The organism is Serratia bockelmannii, assembly GCF_051803255.1.
GTDB lineage: Bacteria > Pseudomonadota > Gammaproteobacteria > Enterobacterales > Enterobacteriaceae > Serratia > Serratia bockelmannii.
The window spans coordinates 4,177,317-4,196,216 of sequence record NZ_CP196512.1 but is presented as its reverse complement, the minus strand read 5'-3'; the positions used below and the strand labels follow the sequence as shown (position 1 = coordinate 4,196,216).

At 60.7% G+C, this 18,900-nt stretch carries 18 protein-coding genes; 9 read left to right on the top strand and 9 right to left on the bottom strand.

Annotation, left to right across the window (positions count from 1 at the left end; all coding sequences use genetic code 11):
* Positions 1–20 precede the first annotated feature (20 nt).
* From ACSJLU_RS19975 to agaF, 5 genes are read left to right on the top strand one after another with little or no spacing between them, the layout of a single operon-like run.
* Positions 21–1,304, top strand: coding sequence for a D-tagatose-bisphosphate aldolase, class II, non-catalytic subunit (locus ACSJLU_RS19975; protein ID WP_043139785.1), 1,284 nt, complete (start codon positions 21–23; stop codon positions 1,302–1,304).
* A 1-nt stretch (position 1,305) separates the two neighbouring features.
* Positions 1,306–1,782 (top strand): PTS N-acetylgalactosamine transporter subunit IIB, encoded by a 477-nt coding sequence (gene agaV / locus ACSJLU_RS19970; protein WP_019455696.1) that lies wholly within the window; start codon positions 1,306–1,308, stop codon positions 1,780–1,782.
* Positions 1,783–1,796: 14 nt separating this feature from the next.
* Entirely contained in the window at positions 1,797–2,576 is a 780-nt protein-coding gene (gene agaW, locus ACSJLU_RS19965; protein ID WP_019455697.1) for a PTS N-acetylgalactosamine transporter subunit IIC, read from the top strand.
* Positions 2,566–3,459: a PTS system mannose/fructose/sorbose family transporter subunit IID gene (locus ACSJLU_RS19960; protein ID WP_025304087.1), complete on the top strand. Its 894-nt coding sequence runs from the start codon at positions 2,566–2,568 to the stop codon at positions 3,457–3,459. The genes agaW and ACSJLU_RS19960 overlap by 11 nt, the downstream gene beginning before the upstream one ends.
* Positions 3,460–3,469: 10 nt before the next feature.
* Positions 3,470–3,904, top strand: a complete 435-nt coding sequence (gene agaF / locus ACSJLU_RS19955; protein WP_025304086.1) for a PTS galactosamine/N-acetylgalactosamine transporter subunit IIA — start codon at positions 3,470–3,472, stop codon at positions 3,902–3,904.
* Positions 3,905–3,940: 36 nt separating this feature from the next.
* On the opposite strand, the gene ACSJLU_RS19950 is transcribed toward agaF, so the two are convergent.
* The gene (locus ACSJLU_RS19950; RefSeq protein ID WP_025304085.1) at positions 3,941–5,668 is read right to left on the bottom strand and encodes an ABC transporter ATP-binding protein/permease; all 1,728 of its coding nucleotides are present in this window, start codon (positions 5,666–5,668) and stop codon (positions 3,941–3,943) included.
* 205 nt (positions 5,669–5,873) lie between these two features.
* On the opposite strand from ACSJLU_RS19950, the gene ACSJLU_RS19945 reads away from it, so the two are divergent.
* Positions 5,874–6,581: a tetratricopeptide repeat protein gene (locus ACSJLU_RS19945; protein ID WP_261456824.1), complete on the top strand. Its 708-nt coding sequence runs from the start codon at positions 5,874–5,876 to the stop codon at positions 6,579–6,581.
* Positions 6,582–6,609: 28 nt separating this feature from the next.
* On the opposite strand, the gene ACSJLU_RS19940 is transcribed toward ACSJLU_RS19945, so the two are convergent.
* Together ACSJLU_RS19940 and ACSJLU_RS19935 are read right to left on the bottom strand one after the other, a co-directional pair.
* Complete coding sequence (locus ACSJLU_RS19940; RefSeq protein ID WP_043139796.1) at positions 6,610–7,257, bottom strand: DsbA family protein; 648 nt, start codon at positions 7,255–7,257, stop codon at positions 6,610–6,612.
* A gap of 68 nt (positions 7,258–7,325) precedes the next feature.
* The gene (locus ACSJLU_RS19935) at positions 7,326–8,210 is read right to left on the bottom strand and encodes an MBL fold metallo-hydrolase (protein WP_049296175.1); all 885 of its coding nucleotides are present in this window, start codon (positions 8,208–8,210) and stop codon (positions 7,326–7,328) included.
* A gap of 108 nt (positions 8,211–8,318) precedes the next feature.
* On the opposite strand from ACSJLU_RS19935, the gene ACSJLU_RS19930 reads away from it, so the two are divergent.
* Complete coding sequence (locus tag ACSJLU_RS19930; RefSeq protein WP_025304081.1) at positions 8,319–9,227, top strand: LysR family transcriptional regulator; 909 nt, start codon at positions 8,319–8,321, stop codon at positions 9,225–9,227.
* 27 nt (positions 9,228–9,254) lie between these two features.
* Here the strand turns inward: ACSJLU_RS19930 and ACSJLU_RS19925 are convergent, their stop codons facing one another.
* Entirely contained in the window at positions 9,255–10,178 is a 924-nt protein-coding gene (locus tag ACSJLU_RS19925) for a LysR family transcriptional regulator (protein ID WP_049208169.1), read from the bottom strand.
* A gap of 133 nt (positions 10,179–10,311) precedes the next feature.
* Between ACSJLU_RS19925 and lysA the strand changes: the two genes are divergently transcribed.
* Positions 10,312–11,574: a diaminopimelate decarboxylase gene (lysA, locus tag ACSJLU_RS19920; protein ID WP_089196221.1), complete on the top strand. Its 1,263-nt coding sequence runs from the start codon at positions 10,312–10,314 to the stop codon at positions 11,572–11,574.
* Positions 11,575–11,601: 27 nt separating this feature from the next.
* Here lysA and ACSJLU_RS19915 read toward each other — a convergent pair whose 3' ends face one another.
* From ACSJLU_RS19915 to galR, 3 genes are all read right to left on the bottom strand, one after another.
* Positions 11,602–11,904, bottom strand: coding sequence for a helix-turn-helix domain-containing protein (locus ACSJLU_RS19915; RefSeq protein ID WP_025304078.1), 303 nt, complete (start codon positions 11,902–11,904; stop codon positions 11,602–11,604).
* 5 nt (positions 11,905–11,909) lie between these two features.
* Positions 11,910–12,254, bottom strand: coding sequence for a type II toxin-antitoxin system RelE/ParE family toxin (locus ACSJLU_RS19910; RefSeq protein ID WP_049206122.1), 345 nt, complete (start codon positions 12,252–12,254; stop codon positions 11,910–11,912).
* 158 nt (positions 12,255–12,412) lie between these two features.
* A complete protein-coding gene (gene galR, locus ACSJLU_RS19905) occupies positions 12,413–13,432 on the bottom strand; it encodes an HTH-type transcriptional regulator GalR (RefSeq protein ID WP_028127674.1) in 1,020 nt (339 codons plus the stop codon).
* 220 nt (positions 13,433–13,652) lie between these two features.
* Here galR and ACSJLU_RS19900 point away from each other — a divergent pair, with 220 nt between their 5' ends.
* Positions 13,653–15,935: a molybdopterin guanine dinucleotide-containing S/N-oxide reductase gene (locus ACSJLU_RS19900; RefSeq protein ID WP_380827961.1), complete on the top strand. Its 2,283-nt coding sequence runs from the start codon at positions 13,653–13,655 to the stop codon at positions 15,933–15,935.
* Here ACSJLU_RS19900 and ACSJLU_RS19895 read toward each other — a convergent pair.
* Together ACSJLU_RS19895 and ACSJLU_RS19890 are read right to left on the bottom strand one after the other, a co-directional pair.
* The gene (locus ACSJLU_RS19895) at positions 15,907–16,461 is read right to left on the bottom strand and encodes a hypothetical protein (RefSeq protein ID WP_025304075.1); all 555 of its coding nucleotides are present in this window, start codon (positions 16,459–16,461) and stop codon (positions 15,907–15,909) included. The two genes, ACSJLU_RS19900 and ACSJLU_RS19895, sit on opposite strands and share 29 nt — an antisense overlap.
* Before the next feature lie 25 nt (positions 16,462–16,486).
* The gene (locus ACSJLU_RS19890) at positions 16,487–18,898 is read right to left on the bottom strand and encodes a fimbria/pilus outer membrane usher protein (protein ID WP_380827963.1); all 2,412 of its coding nucleotides are present in this window, start codon (positions 18,896–18,898) and stop codon (positions 16,487–16,489) included.
* Positions 18,899–18,900 lie beyond the last annotated feature (2 nt).

Below are 18,900 nucleotides of genomic sequence, written 5' to 3'. Positions count from 1 at the left end.
GGCGCCTGCATGGGGGCTTCATGCAGCAGTTGTTACAGCTTGTCGAGCAGCACAAGGCCGGTATGCCGGTCGGGATCTTTTCCGTCTGTTCCGCCCATCCCTGGGTTCTGAAGGCCGCGCTGCGGCAGGCCAAAGCGCGCGGCACGCCGGTATTGGTGGAGGCGACGTCCAACCAGGTTAATCAATTCGGCGGCTATACCGGCCAAACGGCGGCCCAGTTCCGCGATGCGCTGTGGCGCCTGGCGGATGAAGTGGGCCTGGCGCGCGAGCGCGTGTGGCTGGGTGGCGATCACCTGGGGCCCAACGCTTGGCAAGATCGCCCGGCTCAGGAGGCGATGGCGCTGGCGGAAACCTTGATCGACGATTACGTTCGCGCCGGATTTCGCAAAATTCACCTCGATTGTTCCATGTCGTGCGCCGGCGATCCCTCGCCCCTGGGGGATGCCACGGTCGCCGAGCGTGCGGCGCGCCTGTGCGCGGTGGCGGAGCGGGCCTGGGCGCAGAGCGGCGGCGAAGCGCCGGTCTATGTAATCGGCACCGAAGTGCCGGTCCCGGGCGGCGCGCAGGAGGCGCTGGCGGGTCTGCAGGTCACCACGCCGCAGGCGGTGGCGCAAACGCTGGAAACGCACCGCATCGCCTGGCAAAAAGCCGAGCTGAACGATGCCTGGCAGCGAACTATCGCGCTGGTGGTACAGCCGGGCGTCGAGTTCGATCACCACAGCGTTGAGCATTACCAACCGCAGCGCGCCGACGCATTGAGCCACTTCATCGAAAGGCAGCCGGGCATGATCTATGAGGCGCACTCTACGGACTACCAACCACCGCAGGCCTACCGCCAACTGGTGCGCGATCACTTCGCCATCCTGAAGGTGGGGCCGGCGCTGACCTTCGCGCTGCGCGAAGCGCTGTTCGCCCTCGATCGCATCGAGCGTGAATGGCTGGGGGAACGCCAGTCGGCGCAGCTGTGCGCCACGCTGGAGCAGGTGATGCGCGAGCAGCCGCAGCAGTGGAGCCGCTATTACCACGGCACGCCGCACCAGCAGTATCTCGATCGCCACTACAGCCTGAGCGATCGGGTGCGTTACTACTGGCCGCAGCCGCAGGTGCAGCAGGCCGTCGACGGGTTGCTGGACAACCTGCGCCGCAGCCCGGCACCGCTGGCGCTGCTCAGCCAGTACCTGCCGGATCAGGCGCGGGCGCTGAACGCCGGCGAATTAAGCGCCGATCCGCAGGAGTGGGTGCTGCATAAAGTGACGCAGGTGCTCGACGATTACCATGCCGCCTGTTACCCGGAGGGCCGCTGACATGCCGAACATTTTAATGACCCGCATCGACAATCGCCTGGTGCACGGCCAGGTGGGTGTGACCTGGACCAATACCCTCGGCGCCAACCTGGTGGTGGTGGCCAACGACGAGGCCGCCGCCGATCCGGTGCAGCAGAACCTGATGGACATGGTGGTGGCGGAAGGGGTGCAGACCCGCTACTTCACGCTGCAGAAAACCATCGACGTGATCCACAAGGCGGCGGACAGGCAGAAGATTTTTCTGGTGTGCAAAACACCGCAGGACGTGTTGACGCTGGTGCGCGGCGGGGTGCCGATCCGTTTCGTCAACGTCGGCAATATGCACTTCGCCGAGGGGAAGCGGCAGGTGCACAAAACGGTGTCGCTGGACGACGGCGACGTGGCCGCGTTCCGCGCGCTGGCGGCGCTGGGCGTGGAGTGCGAAGTGCGCCGGGTGCCGGATGAGGCGGGTGAGGCGATCGGCAAATTGCTCTTTTGAGCCTGGGGGGAAGCATGTTGACGGATGCGTTATTGATTGCGCTGTTGGCCGGATTGGCGGGGGTTGACCTGTTCGACGGTCTAACCCACTTCCACCGGCCGGTGGTGATGGGGCCGCTGGTGGGGCTGATTTTGGGTGACGTCTACACCGGCTTGCTGGTGGGCGGGACGCTGGAGCTGGTGTGGATGGGGATGGTGCCGCTGGCGGGCGCCCAACCGCCGAACGTGGTGATCGGCGGGGTGATCGGCACCGCGTTCGCCATTCTGACCAAGGCCGATCCTAAAGTGGCGATCGGCGTGGCAGTGCCGTTCTCGATTGCGGTGCAGGGCTGCATCACGCTGCTGTTTACGCTGTTCTCACCGATGATGCACCGCTGCGATCGCATGGTGAAAGAGCTGAACTGGCGCGGCATCGAACGGGTGAACTATCTCGGCATCAGCATCCTGTTCATCTTCTATTTCGTGGTGGCGTTCCTACCGATTTACTTCGGCGCCGACGCGGCCAGCGCCATGGTGCAGAAAGCGCCGGGCTGGCTGCTGGACGGGCTGGCGGTGGCGGGCGGCATGATGCCGGCGATCGGTTTCTCGCTGCTGATGAAGGTGATGATGAAAAAAACCTACGTGGCCTATTTTATCCTCGGTTTCATCTCGGTCACGTTCCTCAAGCTGCCGATCCTGGCAGTGGCGCTGGGCGCCCTGGCGATCGCTTTGATTGATTTCTTCAACACGCAACGCGGCGCGGCAGAGGCGACCGCCCGGCCCGCTCCGCAGGAGGACGCCGAAGATGGCATTTAACGATTCCGACGATCTGCTGGCGCAAAAGGCCGAGCAGCGCATGGCGCAGGCGCTGGCCACCAGCCAGGTGGAGCAGGACGACTATCTGGACAGCCAGCCCGCCGAGGCGCTGACGCGCGGCGACATCAACCGTATGGCCTGGCGTTCGCTGCTGCTGCAGGCGTCGTTCAACTATGAACGCATGCAGGCGGGCGGCTGGCTGTATCAGCTGATCCCCGGGCTGCGCAAGATCCACCGCAACCCGCAGGATCTGGCCAACTCGATGAAGATGCACATGGAATTTATCAACGTGCACCCGTTCGACGTCACCTTCCTGTCCGGCCTGGTGCTGGCGATGGAGCAGAACAAGGAGAAAATCTCCACCATTCGCGCGGTGAAAGTGGCGCTGATGGGGCCGCTCGGCGGTATCGGCGACGCGCTATTTTGGCTGACGCTGCTGCCGATCTGTGCCGGGATAGGCGCTTCGCTGGCGTTGGAAGGGAGCTTGTTCGGGCCTATCGTCTTCCTGCTGCTGTTCAACCTGTTTCATTTCGGCCTGCGTTTTGGGCTGGCGCACTACGGCTATCAGGCCGGCACCAGCGCGCTGGCGCTGCTGAAGACCCACACCCGGCGCATTTCTCACGCCGCGTCGATCGTTGGCATGACGGTGATCGGCGCGCTGGTGGCGTCGTATGTGCACCTGTCCACGCCGCTGGTAATGCATGCCGGCAAGGCCAGCGTGGCCTTGCAGACCGACGTGCTGGACAAGTTGATGCCCAATTTATTGCCGCTGTGTTTCACGCTGCTTATTTTCTTCCTGATGAAGCGCGGATTCTCACCGGTGAAGCTGATAGGCGTCACCGTAGCGATTGGCGTAGTGGGCAAATTTATCGGCATTTTGTGAGGAGCGAGCGATGCCAGGCATTGTGATTACCGGCCACGGCGGTTTTGCCACCGGGCTGTTGCAGGCGGTGGAACAGGTGGTGGGGCCGCAGCGGCACTGCGCGGCGGTTGATTTCCCCGAACAGATGAGTACCGCGCAGCTCAGGGACGCCCTACGCTCGGCGCTGGCTGCGGTGATGCAGCCGGACGGCGTGGTGTTCCTGACCGATATGCTCGGCGGTTCGCCGTTTCGCAGTGCCTGCGAACTGGCGGATGAGCAGGGCGATTGCGAAGTGCTCACCGGCGTCAATATGCAGCTGGCGGCGGAAATGATGCTGGAGCGCGACGGGTTGAGCCTGGATGAGTTTCGCGAGGTGGCGCTGGCGTGCGGCAAACGGGGCCTGACCAGCCTGTGGCATGAGCGCCGCCGAGTGAAGTGCGAAGACGTGCAGACCGACGGCATCTGAACGAACGCCGGGCGCAGTAGCGCCCGGCTCTGCGGGTTATACCGGCAGCGGGCTCAGCGCCAGGCGCGCCGGTTGATCTTCGCTGCGGCTGAAGCGCCAGCAGGTCTGGTGGTACTTCGCCACGCTGTTGCGGTGCGCCACGCTGATCAGCGTCACGTCCGGCAGTTCATCCACCAGCAGGCAGTACATCAGTTGCTCGGTTTCGTCGTCCAGCGCGCTGGTGGCTTCGTCGAGGAACAGGATGCTCGGGCGAATCAGCAGGGCGCGGGCGAACGCCAGCCGCTGTTGCTCGCCCGGCGACAGGCGGTGGCTCCAGTTGGCGGCGGTATCCAGCCAGCGCTGCAGGTGCTTCAGGCGGCAGTTTTCCAGCACCCGCATCAGCTGCTCGTCGCTGTATTGTGTCGCCTGGCTCGGGTAGCTCAGCGCCTCGCGCAGCGTGCCGATCGGAATGTAGCTGCGCTGCGGCAGGAACAGGGTATTGGCGTTGGCCGGCAGCCCGATGGCGCCCGCGCCGTAAGGCCAAATGCCGGCGATGGCCCGCAGCAGCGTCGATTTGCCGCAGCCGGAAGGGCCGACGATCAGCAGGCGATCGCCGCGTTGCAGCGTCATCTTGGCGCCGGCCAGCAGCGGCTGGCCGTCGGGTAAGTTCAGGCTGAGATTATCCAGCGTTAACGGATGGGCGGCCTCTTCCCGCAGCTGAATGCCGCGCGGCTGATGGTGAACCTGATCGACGGCGGCGTTGAAGCCGGCCAAACGGTTAACGCAGGCTTTCCAGGTCGCCAAGTCGTTAAACGCGTCGATAAACCACGACAGCGCCCCCTGTACCTGACCGAAGGCCGAGGCGATCTGCATCAGGCCGCCCATCTGAATGGCGCCGGAGAAATAGCGCGGCGCGGCCACCAGCAGGGGAAACACGATGGCGAACTGGCTGTAGAAGTTGGTGGCAATGTTCAGCCGCCGGGTGATGCGCATAATTGCCCACCAGTTGCTGCGAATGGTGTCAAAACGATCGCCTAGCTGCTGTGCCTCGCGCGGTTCGCCGTGGTACAGCGCGATGGCGTCGTTGTTTTCGCGGATGCGGATCAGGCCGAAACGGAAGTTCGCCTCGTACCGTTCCTGGTTGAAGCCCAGCATGACCAGCGGTTTGCCGACCCACCAGATCAGCAGCGATCCCAGCACCGCATACAGCAGCGCGAACCACACCATATAGCCGGACAGCGTGATGGCGTGCTGACCGAGCGCGAAGGTCATCGGCCCGCTGACGTGCCATAAAATGTCGATAAAGGAAAACAGCGTCACCAGGCTGGAGAGCAGCCCGAGTGACAGCGACAGGGTATATTGGGTCAATACGTTGAGATCTTCCGCGATACGCTGATCGGGGTTATCGACGATCTGTTGCTGCTCGGTGTGATAATACGCCTGGTGCGCCAACCACTTCCCCATGAACTTTTCCGTCATCCAGCGCCGCCAGCGCATCTGGAGCCCCTGGGTGAGGTAGATCTTGTAGACCGCCAACACGATAAAAATCAGCGCCAGATAGGTAAAGCGCCACAGCTGCGCCTTGAACACCGGGTAGTTTTTGTTCTGCAACGCATCGTAGAACACCTGGTTCCACTGGTTGATCAGCACGCTGATATAGACCAGGCCGAGTGACAGGATGACGATGGCGATCAGCATCATCCAGGCGCGCCATCGTTCCTCCGACACCCAAAAGGGTTTGATCAGCTGCCACACGGCGTGTTTCTGCAAGGGGGTTGCGTTCATAACGGCTCGATAATTGCGGTATTTCGTTCAGCATGGGCTGCGGGCCGGTAACAAACAAACCGTGACTGTAAGCAGTTTTAACTCCGCTAACCGTTTGAAATAAAGCGGCTGAATCGCCGGCAGCGTGCAGCTGGGCGCAATTGCGGCATACACTCCGGCGCCGGGCGGTTATACTGGCGCCGAATTTTTGCAGAAAGGATAAACGATGAAGGCTTGGTTTCCTCTGTTGCTGACCTGCGGCGTCTTCGCCAGCGCCCGGGCCTGGGCGCACATTGACGAGCCGGACATCGCCGCCGACTGCCAAAAGGTGGCGAGCTACGCCGAACTGGGAAAAAAGGCCTATCAGCGGCAGGATTACGCTAAAGCCGCCGACATCTTTCGCGATCAGGCGGCCTGGAGCGAGTTTTGCGGCCTGAGCGAGCAGGCTGTCGCCACGGCTTACAACAACGTGGCGTTGTCGCTGATGCACGCCGGCGAATTGCTCAAGGCGCAGGCCTATCTGGCGCTGGCGCCGCACGATGACAAATCGCAGCACAACATGAGCCTGTTGCGCCAACGCCTGGCGCAGTGGCCACAGCCGCAGGGGCCGGCCGGCGTGTATTGGCAATACGCCGGGCGCGGCGTGTGGAGCGAAGTGACGGTGAAGCCGCAGGGCGAGCGGTGGTTGATTGATTTTTCCGGCTACGCCATGCCGCAGATGGGGTTGTATTACGGGCCGAACATGGGCGATTTCACCGCCGAGCTGCCCATTGAGCACGGCAAAGCCGTCTACCATCAGCATGACTCGGAAAGCGCGCAGGTCTGCGACGTCATGCTGGAGTTTGGCGAGCAAGCGCTGGAGATGCACACGCGGGGGGATTGCGGGTTCGGTCACAACGTGCGGGCGGAAGGGCGGTTCGTGCGGGTCGAATGACCCGCCCCGGCGATCGGGGCGAGAAGGGTTACGCCAGCGCGGCGGCGCCCAGCAGGTTTTTCCAGGCTTCCACGTTACCCAGATAGTTGCCGGCCGGCAGCAGATGCAGGCGGCCTTCGCTGTCCTGCAGCGCAAAGGTCGGGAAGCCCTGGCCTTGCACTTTGGCCAGCAGCGCCCGGCTTTCCGCGATGTGTTGCGCGGTCGGCGCGCCGCTGCTAAAGCGCATTTCGGCGATAAACGCCGCCGAAGGCAACCCCAGCTCTTTCGCCAACGCTTCCAGCACCGGCGTGTCGGCGATGCGCCGGCCTTCCTGGTAGTGCGCCCGCTGAATGCGGTGCAGCATGTCCAGCCCGCGTCCCGCCAGTTTCTCCGCCGCCAGGATAGCGGTGATCGGCGGCTCGGAATCCATCACTGCCGTGGTGTCGCGCAGCAGGCCGTTGAAATAGGCTTCGCCAAAAGGCTGGCCCGTCATCTCGGCGATACGTTTGTCGTGCGGAATGACGTAGTTGCGCCATTCGTCGGTGATTTGACGACGGTTGTTGCCGGTCATCATGCCGCCGGCGTGCGGCACGACCTTCAGCCCGGGGAGGCTCTGAGCCGCTTTCACCAGCGGCGTGGCGCCGTAGCACCAGCCGCACAGCGGATCGAAAATATAATGCAGAGTGGTTTCGGTCATTTTTACTCCTCGCTTGGCGCGCGGCAGTTCACCGCGGCGCCAGGGCTGGTTCAATCACGCAGGGGCGCTTATTGCGGCCACTTCATCTCGCCTTTCAGCACTTTTGCGCTCAGTTCCAGACTCGATTCGTCTTTCAGCGTCGGGTAATGCTTTTTCATCGCTTCAATCAGCGCGGCGGAATCCTTGGCCTTCGGCAGTTCGGCTTCCAGCGTGGTCAGGTATTTTTGGGTAAAGTGCACCGATGCCAGCGTTTGCGCGGCGCCCGGCAGGAAGTGGCCCGGCACGACGACCTGCGGCTTAAGCGCTTCGATATTTTTCAGCGTCTGCTGCCAGTGCTGGCGCGATTCCACGGTCTGGTTGTCGGCGATCCACGGATGGATATTGTCACCGGCGACCGCGACGCCGCCCACGACCGCTTTCAGCGCCGGGATCCACACGAAGGTGCGATCGGGGGTCGGGCCGTTCAGGCCTTTCACTTCCACTTTCTGGCCGTCGATGGTGAAGCTATCGCCTTGCAGCGGCTGCGGCACGATCACGGTTTTTGGCGCGTTGTCTTTCAGGATCGGGCCCCAGTAGGCAACTTTACCGTCTTTGGTCGCATTGATGTCTTTGATGGTGCCAGGCGAAGCGATGATTTTCGCCTCCGGGAAGGCCGCCTTGATCACGTCCAGACCGAAATAGAAATCCGGGTCTGAGTGGCTGATATAAACGGTGGTCAGCTTCTTGCCGGTCGCCTTGATCTTTTTCACCAGCTCTTCAGCATCATTACGCTGGAACTGAGCGTCGATCAGCGCCACTTCGTGTTTGCCGCTGACGATTTCGGAAGACACCGGGAACACGCTTTTTTCGCCCGGGTTATACACTTCCATGGTCAGGGTATCGGCAGCGGTGGCATAAGTGCTCAGGGTGGCGACGCCGGTGAAGGCCAGAGTTAACAGTGATTTCTTAAACATGGGCAGAGGTCCTTAGGTATCGGTTAATGTTGTAATGATGTTAGGTTGCATAAAGCGATAGAAAAACCGGATAATAAGCAATTATTCGTTGCATAAATCGGACTAATCATGGATCGCATTACCGCCGCTGAGGTTTTTGTCACCATCGTCGATCGCGGCAGCATGATCGCCGCCGCGGAAACGCTGGAGATGTCGCGCGCGATGGTCACGCGCTACCTGGCGCAGATGGAGCAATGGGCCGGGGCGCGTTTACTGCACCGCACTACCCGTAAGCTTAGTCTGACCGACGCCGGGGAGCGTACTTTGGAGCGCTGCCGACAAATGCTGGCGCTGGCGGGGGAAATCGATCTGGTGGAGGAAGGGCAGAGCGACGAACTGCGCGGCCTGCTGCGCATCACCTGTTCGCAATCGCTCGGGCAAACGGCGCTGGTGGGGGCCGTCGCTCAGTATCTGAAGCGCCACCCGCAGGTGGCGGTCGATCTGCAGATGAACAACCGGGCGGTGAACCTGGTGGAGGAGCGCATCGATCTGGCGCTGCGCATCACCAACGAGCTGGATCCCAACCTGATCGCCCGGCCGCTGTCCACCTGTGCATCGGTGGTGTGTGCCGCGCCGGCGTATCTGGCGGCGCACGGCACGCCGCGCCAGCCGCAGGATCTGGCGTTGCACAACTGCCTGACTTATTCCTATTTCGGCAAAAGCCTGTGGCACTTTGACGCTCAGGGGGTGAAATCGGCGGTGGCGGTCAGCGGCAACCTGAGCGCCAACGAGTCGGTGGTGCTCATGGCCGGCACGGTGCAGGGCGCGGGCATTTCCATGCAGCCCTACTATTCGGCGGCGCCGCTGCTGGCCAGCGGCGAATTGGTGGAGCTGCTGCCGGGTTACCGGCCGCAGTCGATGGGCATCTACGGCATCTACACCTCGCGCCGCCAGATGCCTGCCACCTTGCGTACCATGCTGGACTTTCTGGTGGAGTGGTTCGCCAGCGATCCGCAGTGGCAGGCGACGCTGCGCTGAGGCTTCGGCAACATTCCCACGCCGTTTTCACCGCTTGACGGCAGCGGCCAGGCGAGCGGAGAACAGTGCGGCCTGTTGATGCAAATGGTCGATAAAGGCCGTCACCAGCGCCGACGAAGGGCGGTGTAGCGGCCGTATCAGGCTGACGGTGAACGGTACGTCGATGCTGAAGGATCGCACGTGCACGCCGTTGCCGGCATAGTCGAGCGCCGTCAGCGGGTTAACGATTGACACCCCCACGCCGGCCCTCACCATGGCGCACACCGACGCCGCGCTGTGCGTTTCCATCACCATGCGGCGCTCGACGCCCTGCTCGGCGAACAGCGCATCGAGCAAGTGGCGATAGCTGTCGGTGCTCGACAGGCTGATAAAGTTCTGCCCGGCGAAATCCTGCGGCGTCAGTGGGTCTTTCGCCAGCAAAGGATGGCCCGCCGGCAGCACGCAGACTTCATTCAACGTCATCAGCGTTACCCGCTCGGTGCCCGCCGGCGTCAGGGTGGTTTCCGTCAGCCCGAGATCGTGGCGCTGGGCCGACAACCACTCTTCCAGCAGCGGCGACTCTTGCGGGATCACGCTGAAGCTGACTTCCGGGTAACGTTCGATAAAGGGCCGGCACACCGCCGGCAGCAGCGATTGGGAAAATACCGGCAGGCACACGATCGACAGCTGCGCCTGCTGAAACTGGCGGATGCCGGCGGCGGCGTTGACGATGCGATCGAGGCCGTAATAGGAGCGTTGCACCTCTTCGAACAGCCGTAGGCCCTGTACCGTGGGGGACAAGCGCCCACGAACCCGGTCGAACAGCTGCAGCCGGATCAGCTTCTCAAAGCGCGCCAGCTCGCGGCTGACGGTCGGTTGCGAGGTTTGCAGCAGGGCCGCCGCCTCGGTCAGGTTGCCGGTGGTCATCACCGCCCGAAAGATTTCTATCTGCCGCAAAGAGATGCTGTGCATGGCAAGGCCGCTCGACTGTAGAGAAAGCCATATCATAAATGAATAGACTGCGGCTAAATAGATATTTTCCACCCAATTCAGCGTGCGGCACTATGGCTCTATCTGCCGTCATTTTCGAATTGGGAATATCGCCATGCCTCGCTCGTTGCACGACACCTCCACCGCGTTGAATGCCGCTAACCTGCTGGCCTTGCCGCAGCGTTTCGGTTGCCCGGTCTGGGCCTATGATGCGGACATCATCAGCCAGCGCATCGCTCAACTGCGCCACTTCGACACCATTCGTTTCGCACAGAAGGCCTGTTCGAACATTCATATTTTGCGTTTGATGCGCGAGCAGGGCGTGAAGGTGGATTCGGTGTCGCTGGGCGAGATCGAACGGGCGCTGCAGGCTGGTTTTCAGCCGGGCGGCGAACCGAGTGAGATCGTGTTTACCGCGGACGTGTTGGATCATGCCACGCTGGCGCGCGTCAGCGAATTGAAGATCCCGGTTAACGCCGGTTCCATCGACATGCTGGATCAGCTCGGCCAGGTTTCCGCAGGGCATCCGGTGTGGCTGCGCATTAACCCGGGATTTGGCCACGGCCATAGCCAGAAAACCAACACCGGCGGCGAAAACAGCAAGCACGGCATCTGGTATGCCGATCTGCCGCAGGCGGTGGAGAAAATCCGCCGCTACGGCCTGAAACTGATCGGCGTGCATATGCACATCGGTTCCGGCGTCGATTACCAGCATCTGGAGCGCGTCTGCGATGCGATGGTGCAGCAGGTGATCGATCTCGGTCATGACATCAGCGCCATTTCCGCCGGCGGCGGCCTGTCTATCCCGTATCAGTACGGCGAAGAGGCGATCGATACCGAACACTATTTCGGTTTGTGGAACCGGGCGCGTGAGCGCATCGCCGCGCATCTGGGGCACCCGGTGCAGCTGGAGATTGAACCCGGGCGTTTCCTGATGGCGGAAGCGGGCGTCTTGGTGGCCGAGGTGCGGGCGGTGAAAAACATGGGCAGCCGCCACTTTGTGCTGGTGGATGCCGGTTTTAACGATCTGATGCGCCCGGCGATGTACGGCAGCTATCACCATATTTCGCTGTTGCCGGCCGATGGGCGTGACACCTCGGGGCAACCGCTGCGCGACACGGTGATCGCCGGGCCGCTGTGCGAATCCGGCGACGTCTTCACCCAGCAGGCGGGCGGCGGCGTGGAAACCCGTGAGCTGCCGCCGGTGCAGATCGGCGATTATCTGGTGTTCCACGATACCGGCGCCTACGGCGCATCGATGTCCTCCAACTACAACAGCCGTCCGCTGTTGCCTGAAGTGCTGTTCGAAAACGGCGAGCCGCGCTTGATCCGCCGCCGCCAAACCATCGAAGAACTGATCGCGCTGGAGCTTATCTGATCAGCGGGCGGGCGCCTGGCGCCCGCTTCACAGCGTCATGCGGCGGTGCTGGCCATTGGGCAATTGCACATCCAGCGATAGCGTGCCGCCCATCGCCTCGATATAGCGTTTGAGCGACGACAGCTTTATTTCGCTGCCGCGCTTTTCCAAATTGGCGACGGAGGGTTGGCTGATGCCGAGCCGCTTCGCCAATTCAACCTGAGAGACCGCCAGCTCTTCCCTCAGCATTGCCAGCCGCAGTTCGAAAATTTCCTTGTCCGCTTTTTGCCTGGCGGCGGCAACGACGGCGGGATCGAGTTTATCGATCAGTTGGGATAAAGGTTTGGCCATCTGTACTACCTCCGGGTTGCCAGATAATGTGAAAACTCCATGGCGGCGATGGGCAACATGCGCTGGTAAAAGCGTTTGTCGCCAGTTTTATCGCCGCCGCACAGCAATACCGCTTGCCGCTGTGGGTCAAAAGCGAAAAACCCTCTGAAAGGGCGCCCGCGATGTTGAACGCGCAGCTCCTTCAACTGCCGGGCCGCGTCGGAAAAATGCAGCGTATCGGCGTGCGGCCGCGCCAACTGCGGGCCGAACGTCTGTAATTTGAAGATCGCCGCCAGGATGCTGGTTTGCTGGGCGTTGTTCAGCGCTAAAAACCAGTCGTCGAACCGTTCGACGGTCACCACTTGCCACATGATGTGCTCAGAATATAGCGTTTATGCTATATAGCGTAAAGGTTATTGTTCGATCAATATGCACGAACGCAGGGAGCGGAAAAAATCCAAAAGCGGGAAATGCGGCGGGCTACGCAATATGAACGCATGGGTGACTGCTCACCCATGCAGCGATGTCATTACGGCTGTTCGTGCGCGTTGTTGAGGGTGGCGACCGAGTGGCGGCGCACCAGCGTCGGGCTGAACATGTTGGTGATTTCCGGCAGCGGTTGCCGGTTGGCCAGCGCCAGGGCCAGCTCTGCCGCCTGGGTGGCCATCGCGACGATAGGGTAGCGAATGGTGGTCAGGCGTGGGCGCAGGTAGCGCGAAATCAACACGTCGTCGAAACCGATCAGCGAAATTTCCCCCGGTACGTCGACGCTGTTATCGCTCAGCACCGACAGCGCGCCGGCGGCCATCGGATCGTTATAGCAGGTAATGGCGGAGAACGAACGGCCGCGGCCGAGCAACTCGGTCATCGCCTGTTCGCCGCCGATCTCGTCCGGTTCGCCATAGGCGATCAGCTTTTCATCCACCGCGATACCGTGTTCCCGCAGCGCGTCGAGATAGCCCTGCAGCCGGTCGGTAGCGTCGGAAATCTGGTGAGTGGAGCAGATGATGGCAATGCGCTGATGCCCTTGCTGGATCAGATGACGGGTCGCCAGCCAGGCGCCGTAGCGATCGTCGAGCGCCACGCAGCGTGTTTCGAAGCCCGGCAGCGTGCGGTTGATCAGCACCATGCCCGGGATCTGTTGCATCCAGCCGCAAAGTTCCTGATCGCTCAGCCTTTTGGCGTGCACCACCAGCGCTTCGCAGCGGTGCCGCACCAGCTGTTCAATCGCCTGGCGCTCTTTTTCGGCGTCGTGGTAACCGTTGCCAATCAGCAGAAAATTATGGGTGGCGTAGGCCACCTGCTCGACCGCTTTGACCATTGCGCCGAAGAAGGGATCGGAAACGTCGGAGACGATCAGGCCCAGCGTCTCGGTGGATTGCTGCGCCAGCGCCCGTGCGTTGGCGTTAGGGTGATACTGCAGTTGTTCCATGGCGGCCAGCACCGCGGTGCGCGACCCTTCGCTGGCCTTGGGGGAATTGTTTATCACGCGGGATACCGTGGCCACGGAAACACCCGCCAGCCTGGCAACATCCTTTATCGTAGCCATATCAGTCAACACATCCTGGGTAATCGCTTACATCCCCCAGTTTTGCGGAAAAAAACCGGGGCTGCAAGCGGTCTCGTGCGCAACTTGTGGCGGCCGTTGCAGAATCTCTTCGAGTCTGTACGCATAACCATCGACGACCGAACGATAGCGCAATTTGTACGTTGGCACTGGCGCCGGGCTGAGGTAACGTCTGTGCATTCCGATTTGCGCCGAGAATGCCATGTCCATTAAACGCTATCCGCAGCTCGCCCATTGGGGCGCTTATACCGCCGTGGTTGAAGACGGTCGGCTTATCCGTTGTGAACCCTTCGTCGACGATCCCGACCCTTCGCCGCTGCTCGATTCCATCGTCCCGATGGTCTACTCCGACAAACGCATTCGCAAACCGGCGGTGCGCCGCTCGTGGCTGCAAAAGCGCGAGGGCAGCGACCGTACGCTGCGCGGCAGGGAAGATTTCGTCGAGGTGGACTGGGAGTTAGCGCTCGATTTGGTGGCGGAAGAGAATCGCCGGGTGCGCGATCGCTACGGCGCCTCCGGGCTGTTCACCGGTTCTTATGGCTGGTCGTCGGCCGGGCGGCTGCACCATGCACGCTCGCTGGTGCGGCGGTTCTACTTCGGCGGCGGCGGCGGGGTCGATCAGCAGGGCAACTACAGCTGGGGCGCGGCGCAGTTCTTTCTGCCGTATGTGATCGGCACTTTCTCGCCCTTGACCGGGCGCGTCACCAGTTGGCCGAGCGTGGTGGAGCATTGCGAGTTGTTTGTGGCGTTTGGCGGGCTGGCGCTGAAAAACGCTCAGGTTTCTTCCGGCGGCGCGGCGGAACATGCGCTCAAACCCTGGCTGCAAAAGCTGGCGCATAAGGGCACGCCGGTGATCAACATTAGCCCGATGCGCGACGACTGCCCCGCGTTCGTCAACGCGGAATGGATCCCGATCCGGCCGAATACCGACGTGGCGCTGATGCTGGCGCTGGCTTATGAAATCCAGCGGCTGGGCGCGCAGGATGAAGCCTTCCTGCACAGCCACTGCGTGGGCTATCAACAGTTGGCGGATTACCTGAACGGCGCCGGTGACGGCGTGGCGAAAACCCCCGACTGGGCCAGCGACATTACCGGCATTCCGGCGGCGCGTATTGCGCTGCTGGCGCGGCAACTGATCGGCGTGCGCAGTTTCATCACCTGCTCCTACTCCGTGCAACGCGCACATCGGGGGGAACAACCGTACTGGATGATGATCGCGCTGTCGGCGATGCTGGGCCAGGTGGGGCTGCCAGGCGGCGGCTTCTCGTTCGGCCACGGCTCGATGAACGGCGTCGGCAACCCGCGCGTGGATACCCCCGCGCCGACCATGCCGGTAGGCGAAAACCCGGCCGGGCTGGCGATCCCGGTGGCGCGCATCTGCGACATGCTGTTGCACCCCGGCGAAGCCTATCAATTTTGCGGCGAGACGCGGCATTATCTGGATATCCATTTGGTGCACTGGGCCGGCGGCAACCCGTTCCATCATCATCAGCAGTTGAATCGGCTGGTGGAGGGGTGGCAGAAGCCGGACACGGTGATCGTTCAAGATATCTGGTGGACGGCGGCGGCCAAAATGGCGGACATCGTGCTGCCGGTCACCAGTTCGCTGGAACGTAACGACATCGGCGGCTCGTCGCGCGATCGCTACGTGTTGGCGATGCATCAGGCCATTGCGCCGCAGCATCAGGCGCGCAATGATTTCGATATTTTCGCCGATCTGGCGGAGCGCCTCGGCTATCGTGAGCGCTTTACCGAGAATCGCGACGAGCGGGCCTGGATCGAAGCTATCTACCGGCAATGCGGCGCAGCGCAGCAGCGCGCCGGCGTCGCCTGGCCCGAGTTTGAGGATTTCTGGCGCCGGGGCTATGTCGAACTGCCCGCGCCGGCCAAAGAGTTCGTCTTTTTTGAGGCGTTCCGCGCCGATCCGCAGGCTAACCCGCTGCAAACGTCCAGCGGCAAGATAGAGCTGTTCAGCGAGCGGATCGCCGGCTATCGCTACGAAGATTTCGCGCCGCATCCGCAGTGGCGGCCGCCGGTGGAGTGGCTGGGCGCGCCGCAGGCCAAAAACTGGCCGCTGCACCTGATCTCCATTCAACCGAGCGATCGCCTGCATAGCCAGATGGATCCGGCGCCGCTGGCGCAGGGCAACAAGACTGCCGGGCGCGAAACCTTGTACATGCATCCGGACGATGCGGCGCCGCGCGGCGTGGCGGACGGCGCCGAAGTGCTGGTTAGCAACGCACGCGGCAGCTGTCTGGCGGGGGTATCGCTCACCGATGGCGTGACGCGCGGCGTGGTGCTGATGGCGACCGGCGCCTGGTTCGAGCCGGGTTACGACGCGCAGCTCCGGCCGGTCGAGCAGGCGGGCAACCCGAACGTGCTGACGCTCGATATCGGCACCTCGCCGCTGACGCAGGGGCCGAACGCCATGAGCTGTCTGGTGGAGGTCAGCGCATTCACCGAACGTCGGGATCAAGATAGTTAGCGCTGACCAGCAATTGGGTCGACAGCGGGATGTTATCGCGTTGCTGCTGACGCAGTTGTGTCGCGGCCGCGGCGAAACTGGAGACTGTTAATGACAGTGTGAAGTGTTGCCCAACCTCGTTATCCGGTACAAGGATGTGTAATGCTTCCCGATCGACGGATAAACGATAGTTGGGTAGATGTCTTTGGCGTGGTTGCCCGGGGGCGAGTGAAAAGGAAAGGGGCTCACCATCATCGTTGCGTAATTCATCAACCGTGAGGCTGAGATAGCTAGAAGCATCGGTTGCGCCGCCTCCTTCTGCCAGGTTTCTATTCTCCCGCAGAGTGAACCCCTGCAACTGCACGGGCTCATCGCAAGTCAACCGATACTGCAATGGGGCGCTGTGCAGCAGAGTGGATTGCTGAGACAGTGTCCCAATATTGTGCTCCCCCAGATAAATGCTGTTTTGTGTGGTCGTTAGCGTGCAGTTAGCGTTAGCCCCAAAACTGATGGCTATGGCTGCCAACCCATAATAAATCACTTTCATGTGTTCTCCTGATATCGATGAACGTTTAGCGACACACGGCTTCGGAGTGGCTGATGCCGGCACGATTGCGGGAAGAGGTGTCTGCAGCAATTGCGAAATAACATGCCTGTCCCGACGAGTTTTTCATGCTGAAACGTTGTGAAGACGCCTCGTTCTTCGCGTGGTGCGCTTTCTGATGTTCAATGAAGGCTGCGCCCTGATCATTGGTAAAAGCGACCACTCGTTGTTGTTCATCCAAAATCATGCTGCCGATAGCGGGTTTTGTGCCGTCTGCATAGCTAATCTGGACAATGGCCCGCAATGTATTAATGGCACCGATATTGATACGTTTAACGCTGCCACGTGCCAGATTGATCTTGCGCACGCCGTTATCGATATCGGCGCCGGGGGGTAAGGTGCTGGTGTCTACGTTAATCAGACTTGGTTGATACTCACGCAGCCTTGGGATGACCGCCTTACCTTGCTTGCCATAGGTTTTCACCTTTCCGCCTGGCGTAGACACGCTGATTCCGGCGAGGCCCGGTATCGTCAAGACGCCGAAGGTATCGCCGATTTTCTGTGGTGAGAGCGTTAGCCCGCTGCTGTCTGCCACCAGGGAGCCAGAGGCACTGTAGTAAAATGCCTGCTGATTTTCTGACAGATGGCTATAGCTGCCGGAAAGCGTTGTGAACGGACTCAAATAGTTCACATTGCCTGAGTAGGTGCCGTTGTTGGATTGGGTGCCCTGTGTTGCATTGAGTCCATAAGCCAGATCGCCATTCAACGCTTGGCCGGAAAGCGAATTGCTGATGCTACGATGTCTTCCGTTGCTTATCATATTGGCGCTATAACGTCGGTTTTTTCCCAGAGGCAATGAAAGGGTGGCGAACACCCTGGTATCGTTATCGCGAACCTCGCGGCTGCGCTCTTTTTCCAGGCTAACGCCAACGGTGGCGGCGCCAAATTGACGGTTCCAGAAGGCGTAGACTCGTTGATTTTGTTGCTTATCTCCCCCTTCAGCGCGTGTAACGCCTAAAGATAGATTTCCAATGTATTTATGGTGCCAGCCTAGGCCCAGGCTGTAGCTTTGACGTTGGTGTGAAGATGATGCGCCGTGCGATACAGGCCAATAAGTTCCTTCGCCGTCATCTTTACGTGGAGAACGAAGCTGTGTGGGCGAACGGTATCGCTCTGACTGGATGCTGTAACCGGCGTTCAGCTTAAGGTTTTTTATCAGGGGCAATGCACTATTCAGCTGCAGCTTGGTGCCCTTTCCACTTGGCGACTGCGCCACGTGGCTCAAGGCTGTAAAACGATAATCGCTATTGGCAACGCTATAACCGGCGGCGATGCCGCGATAATCGCGGCTGAGGAAACTTCCCCCTCTCACTTGGTGGTGGTTGAGCCATGGCAAAGAGAATGAGCCAGTGATGAAAGGCATTTCTGTACTTTTTTCCAGGCTGTGAGTGCGCCCGAGAGCAAGGGAGTAACTGCCCTGGCGGGGAGTAGCGCGTCCTGAGGTCGTCAGATAAGGGACGATGAATTGTTTGCGGCTACCGTTACTTTCCGTGACGGTGACGGACAAATCGACTGCGTCGAACTGCGCAGGGATATCGGTCAGGCGGAAAGTGCCCGGCTGCACCTGCGTAGCGTAAACTAATCTGCCATTCTGAAAAATCTCAACCTTGGCTTGGCTCTCGGCGATACCTTCGACTACCGGCACATCACTGCGTTGACTCAATGACAACGACGAGTCAGGCAGCCATTGCAGGCCATCTAAGGTAATGCCGCTGTAAAGCGAATCTGATAACGTCGCTCGTCCCAAACGCATCATGGCGTCGTGGTTCGTCAATGTCCGCTGCAGATAACTATTGTAAGGCGTGTACCCTTGATGTCGTTCTGACTTGTTATAGGTGCCATTATGGCGAAACAGCCAATTATTGCTGTTAAAGCCGGTTTCCAACGCCGCGTAATCACTGCTGTGATTTTGGCTGTCGAATCGGCTCGCGGTATAATTCAGCATCAGGGCATGGCCGCCAAATTCATAGTCCGCCGGTTGTCGACGGATATAGCGCTCGGGCAACAGCAAAATCAATTGATTATTACCGGTTTCATTGTCGATGCGGCTGCCTTGATAACATTGGCTCATCAGCATATCTGCCTGAGTGTTGAGCTTGCAGGGGTATAACCCTAGGCTTTCTACGAGTTCAGCGTCGTATTGCCATTCGCCTTGTTTGTCTATGTTGACTTCATGTCGTCCATGATTTTGTCCGTTGACGTTGATGAATAGCGCTTGTTTTCCTGAGGGGAATTTCGCTCCAGAGGAAAAGTAATCAGCAATCTCACTGGGTAATCCAAGTGCGCGCATCATTTCAATATCGTAGTCAGCCAGGCTGGTCGAGGCATAGCCTATAGGCAGACAAAACGCCAGCAGACGTAGCGGTATATGCAATTTCAAAG